This window comes from Planktotalea sp. (assembly GCF_049680325.1).
In the GTDB taxonomy this organism is placed as follows: domain Bacteria; phylum Pseudomonadota; class Alphaproteobacteria; order Rhodobacterales; family Rhodobacteraceae; genus Planktotalea.
In genome coordinates this window covers 1-4,864 of record NZ_JBAUHO010000001.1, presented here as the reverse complement: position 1 = coordinate 4,864, position 4,864 = coordinate 1, and the positions used below count along the sequence as shown (strand labels likewise).

Here is a 4,864-nt window from a genome sequence, read left to right as displayed (position 1 = left end):
TGTACTGGGAAAAAAAGGTTCGCTTGTTTCTAGTATTTGGGCAAGCCATGTTTTCGAACAGTAGCGCTAAATGATCCACCTCATCCAACGCGGCCTTATGTTTGGGAACCTGATCCACATCGAAAGCCCCGCGCTGATCGAACGCTATAACCGTGCGCTCAAACATCTCACCAACCACCAAACCGAGCTGAGCGATTTCCATATCGATATCTCAGGCTTTTCGCCCGAGATTGGCGATGAGCTGGGCGACCCGCTCTACCTCAACCATGCGGGGGTGAACCGGCAGTTTATTTTGCTGACCACCGATCAGAAATCAGCGCCGCTGCTCAACGCGAAGTTCTCGACATCGCGGGAAATTCTCAAGGAATTTATCCTAAAGAACCAACCGCAGCTTTTTGCGCTGACGGCCAAGGATGCGGTGGCGGGGGAATTGGTGAATTCGGTCTATAGCGTCGATAGCCCCGCGCGGCTGTTCGACATTCGCCGCATCAAGATCGAGGCGGACACGACAAGCGGAACAGTGGCTGACGCGCAAGCGCTCGCCAATGATGTGGACCGCTTCATGAGCGAGGAAGATGCGTGGTTCGATGATGTGCTGATCGCCAATATGGTTAGCAAGGCCAAGCGCACGGGCGATGTGACGCGCAATCCGATTGCGCTCGATCTGATGGAATTCGAGCAGCGCAATTTCTGGACGGCGCATTTTGGCGGGCTGTATGTGATGCAGGGGATGGATCATCCTGCGGTGATCTCTTCGGGCGACAAGGACGCGCTGGGCGAATTGCCGATCAAATATGTGTTCGACATGGACGATCGCAATCAGATCGCAAAGTTCCTGGAATACAACGATCTGGTCGAACCCATCGTGAAAGCGCGCGGGATCGATGCGGCTGCGATCCTGCGTCAGAAAATGGATTTCATCGTGATTGATACCGCACAAGAAAGCGGGATTGATCTGGCGGGCGCAACGCGACGCGACATTCGCGCGCTCGCGCGCAAGCATGCGCAGGATTTGCCTGAGGAATTCCATGGCCTTGCAGATTTGTTGCGTTGGGCAGAGGATGGCGGAGCTTGGCCGCGTATTACCTCCGATCATCCGGCGTATTTCTATACGCTGCGCAGCGCAGACCACGCGAACCGTGATCTGGTGAATATGCTGCTGGCGCAACTTAGCCCCAAGGACGTGCGTCAGTTGTTCATCTGTCACAAGGAACTGTTCTATCAGCTTTACGCGGCCTGGCATGACACGAAAAAATCCTATGTGGCGGATTTTCTGGATCGCGAGTATCAAGTGGACAAAGCAGGTGCGCGCGAAGCCTTGTTCGGACACGACGCCGAGATGGAGCAACCCGCGCCCAAGCGTGACGGCCCTTGGGGCGTGAGCGCGAAGAAAATTGCAGCCGTTGGCCCCTGGGGCGCGGTAAGGGGGAAGTAGGATGTTAGCTCTCGCACGTTTGTTGGTCTTCGGGTTCTTGGTGCTATCCGTCATTTACGTGTGCCTGTCGCTTTATTCGCGCTCGGTTCGACGTGGGAAGCTGGAAAAAGAGTGGGATGAAGAAGTCAAAGAGGGCGATCGCGAAGCCTTCGTTCGTGATGGGCTATTGGACTATGATGGATCATTGCGCCGCAAGTTGATTTTAGGGGTCTATGTGATCCCGATCTGCGTGGTCTCGTTCATCATCTACGCCACAAATTTTTGGTAAAGGAGCCTGAGAATGGGCTATATTAAATGGGCACTCATCATCACCTTTTGGGTGCTGGTCGCGTCCTTCTTTCACTACACACTGCCGCAACACGATGTTGCGCGCGTTTCTGACACCTATGAAAAACGGATCGATTTCGGCGAGAATTCGATTTTCTGGGCGGCGCCTGACACTGGCAATGCGGTGACGACAACGAACCGCGATGTGTTCTTCATTCAGTCGCGTTTGAAGAATGACCAAGTGATGGTGTATCGCAACGAGGACACCGGTTGGGGCTGGCCGCCCTACTTCAAGTTCGATACCTCGAATTTGCAGGCAGAAGCCGCCGATCTGAAGTCAACCGCCGACGCGCCGCAATGGGTCGTCATCAAGCACTATGGTTGGCGCAACGAGTTCATGTCGATCTTCCCTAACGCGGTAAGTGTACGGGCCGTAGACAGCCCCGATGTGCGCATTATCCCATGGTTGAACATCGTGATCCTGCTTTTGTTCTTCGCGATTGTATGGGGTGTCTGGGTGCGCTGGCGCCGGTTCCGCATGGCGCGGATTGATCCTGTACTCGAAGAGGCTGGCGATAGCCTTGCCAATACGAGCGACGGCGTGAAAAAGTGGTTCGGAAGCTGGCGCAAGTAAGCGCTTTGCCCGTTTAAGAAAAGCCCCGGCTGAGCGATCAGCGGGGGCTTTTTACGTTTAGCGTTTGCCGTAGTACAAGCCGACCACATGTTCGGCTTGCGCAAAGAAGAGCCAACGCGACACTAAGATACCAGCGACATGGGATAGCACCGCGATCAGTGCGAAAACATGCCCGAATGGCAACAGCAGCAAGATTACAGGCATAACAAAGCCGAGCAAAAGCGCAATGACACGTAGCTTGAGTGCGTGCTTGCGGCCAACCACATGGATGAATTCGCGCATCAGATAGTTGCTGCCTGTGTGTGGCGGCTCGAACGCTTTGACGGTGCCGATATGGCCCAGACCTGTTGCGCTTTGCATGGTACTGCCTGACGCTGCCAAGCGGCTATCACCCATAACCCAATAGGCGATCTGAATGCCTGCCGCGATAATCAAGAATGGAATTGCATAGGTAATTTGCCCAGCAAGCAGTGCACCGCCTGCGATTGAGAACGCCATAAAGATTGGAGTGGTCAATGGCATATGCCAACGCGGAACCGTCTTGAGTTGCGCATAGATCATCGATGTTGTGAACACAGTTGCAAGCGATAAGAGTGCTCCGATCCCGCCGATAAGGGGCCAATGTTCGGCAAAGAAAACCCTGCCAATGCCATAGATTGCCATGACAATCAGGGCGGCAACGGCGCAAACCCCTTCACGGCTTAACCAGGAAGATCGCCATTGGCTAAACGCCTTCAGTGCGCGTTCTGGATGGCCAAGATGGAAGGTCGAGAACAACAAGCCGCCAACCGCCAAAAGGTAAGCGATTGCGAAGAAGACAAAGGCGACAAGGCCAGTAGAGCCCGGCATGCCAAGGCCAAGGAATGCCAACAGGCCAAACCCGAGGCCAGACAAGGTTGTGAACAGAATAATGGACGGTGCTGGATGCATTATCTTGCTCCTCCCGTGGATTTTCCGGGTAGCGCGTCGAGAGCTTTGTCGAGCCAGCCAAGGAAGCCGCCCGCGTCCTGTGCGACGGGTTCAAGGTACGGCGCGAGCACGTCGAATTCTTCCATCGTGTCCTTAGGACGCGGCGGCAGGTATTTGTTGACAGGTTTGGTGCCCTGCTCTGGCATCAGATCGAAACCGCCGCGCTCGGCAGTCAGGATCGAGACGTTGCTTTCTGGATCAGCGAAATCGCCAAAATGACGTGCGCCAGCCGGGCAAGTCCGCACGCAGGCAGGTTCACGGTCTTCTTCGGGCAGGTTTTCGTTGTAAATACGGTCTACGCATAGCGTGCATTTCTTCATCACTTTTTCCGCTGCATCCATCTCGCGTGCGCCATAAGGACAAGCCCAAGCGCACAGGCCGCAACCGATACAATCGCTTTCGTTCACCAGCACGATCCCGTCCTCAACGCGTTTATAGCTTGCACCTGTGGGGCAAACAGTAACGCAGGGCGCATCTTCACAATGCAGGCAGGATTTGGGGAAATGGATCAGCTGCGCTGCACCGGCCTCGGGCTGTACTTCAAAGCTATGCACGCGGTTTAGGAAAGTGCCCGAGGGATCGCCGCCGTAAGGATTTTGATCCGACAGCGGCGCACCGTAGTTTTCGGTGTTCCAGCCTTTGCACGACACAACGCAAGCATGACAGCCAACGCAGGTATCCAGATCAATAACGAGGCCGAGTTTCTTTTGGGTCGATGCGGGAAGTGTTGTCATTTGCCTACCTTCCACTTGAGTTCTTTGGAGCCGGTTCCAACAGGTGATTTTATTGGCGCATAGCTTGGTTGGCTTTCTGACGGCGGCGTTGCCGCTTTTTCAATTTTTACGCGTAGATCGAACCACGCGGCTTGGCCGGTTATCGGATCAGAATTGGACCAGCGCAGACCGTCGCCTTTGGGCGGGAGCAATTCGTGGATGAGGTGGTTCAACAAGAAGCCTTTGGTGGCTTCTGGCGCGTCTTCTTCCAAGGCCCAGGCACCTTTGCGTTTGCCGATCGCATTCCACGTCCAGACCGTATTAGCATTCAACGCTGCCATTTCCATGACAGGCACGGTGATAGAGCCGTGAATGGAGCTGACCGTCGCCCAGTCTTCGTCCTTCAGTCCATGCTTTTGCATCAGGTTAGTTGGCAGATAGAGTGGGTTATGGCCATGGATCTGGCGAAGCCACGCGTTCTGACTGCCCCAAGAATGATACATTGCCATGGGGCGCTGCGTAAGGGCGTGAACGGGATATTCATTCACATCAACCGCGCTATCCTCAAAGGGTGCGTACCAGATAGGCAGAGGGTCCATGGTTTTCTTGATCCGCTCTCGCAGATGCTCGGGTGGTTGACGCTTGCCATGCCCTTCAGCCGCGCGTTGGAATTTGCGCATGGGTTCGACGTAGAGCTGGAACAGGTAGGGTTCAGGCTTGTCGATAATGCCCATGCCAACGGCCCATTCCTGATAGGCCATGTTCCAAGGTTTATAATAGTTCGCGCCTACGGGGATGTGTTCTACAAAAAAGCCGCCGTTCTCGATATAGCGATCGAGCTGGGCC

Annotated in this window: 6 protein-coding genes; 3 read left to right on the top strand and 3 right to left on the bottom strand. The window is 54.8% G+C overall.

Annotated features, from left to right (window positions below):
* Positions 1-70: 70 nt before the first annotated feature.
* From WBC85_RS00030 to WBC85_RS00020, 3 genes are read left to right on the top strand one after another with little or no spacing between them, the layout of a single operon-like run.
* Positions 71-1,435: a DUF6638 family protein gene (locus WBC85_RS00030; protein ID WP_424432641.1), complete on the top strand. Its 1,365-nt coding sequence runs from the start codon at positions 71-73 to the stop codon at positions 1,433-1,435.
* Position 1,436: 1 nt separating this feature from the next.
* Positions 1,437-1,703 carry a hypothetical protein gene (locus WBC85_RS00025; RefSeq protein WP_424432640.1) on the top strand — a complete coding sequence of 89 codons (267 nt, stop codon included), beginning with the start codon at positions 1,437-1,439 and terminating at the stop codon, positions 1,701-1,703.
* A 12-nt stretch (positions 1,704-1,715) separates the two neighbouring features.
* Complete coding sequence (locus WBC85_RS00020; protein WP_424432639.1) at positions 1,716-2,336, top strand: DUF1523 family protein; 621 nt, start codon at positions 1,716-1,718, stop codon at positions 2,334-2,336.
* A gap of 57 nt (positions 2,337-2,393) precedes the next feature.
* Here WBC85_RS00020 and WBC85_RS00015 read toward each other — a convergent pair whose 3' ends face one another.
* The 3 genes from WBC85_RS00015 to WBC85_RS00005 all read right to left on the bottom strand — a co-directional run.
* Positions 2,394-3,266 carry a dimethyl sulfoxide reductase anchor subunit family protein gene (locus WBC85_RS00015; RefSeq protein WP_424432638.1) on the bottom strand — a complete coding sequence of 291 codons (873 nt, stop codon included), beginning with the start codon at positions 3,264-3,266 and terminating at the stop codon, positions 2,394-2,396.
* Positions 3,266-4,039, bottom strand: coding sequence for a 4Fe-4S dicluster domain-containing protein (locus WBC85_RS00010; RefSeq protein WP_424432637.1), 774 nt, complete (start codon positions 4,037-4,039; stop codon positions 3,266-3,268). Before WBC85_RS00010 ends, WBC85_RS00015 begins: the two co-directional genes overlap by 1 nt.
* The coding region (locus WBC85_RS00005) for a molybdopterin oxidoreductase family protein (protein ID WP_424432636.1) at positions 4,036-4,864 on the bottom strand (829 nt) is incomplete at its 5' end. The genes WBC85_RS00010 and WBC85_RS00005, both read right to left, overlap by 4 nt.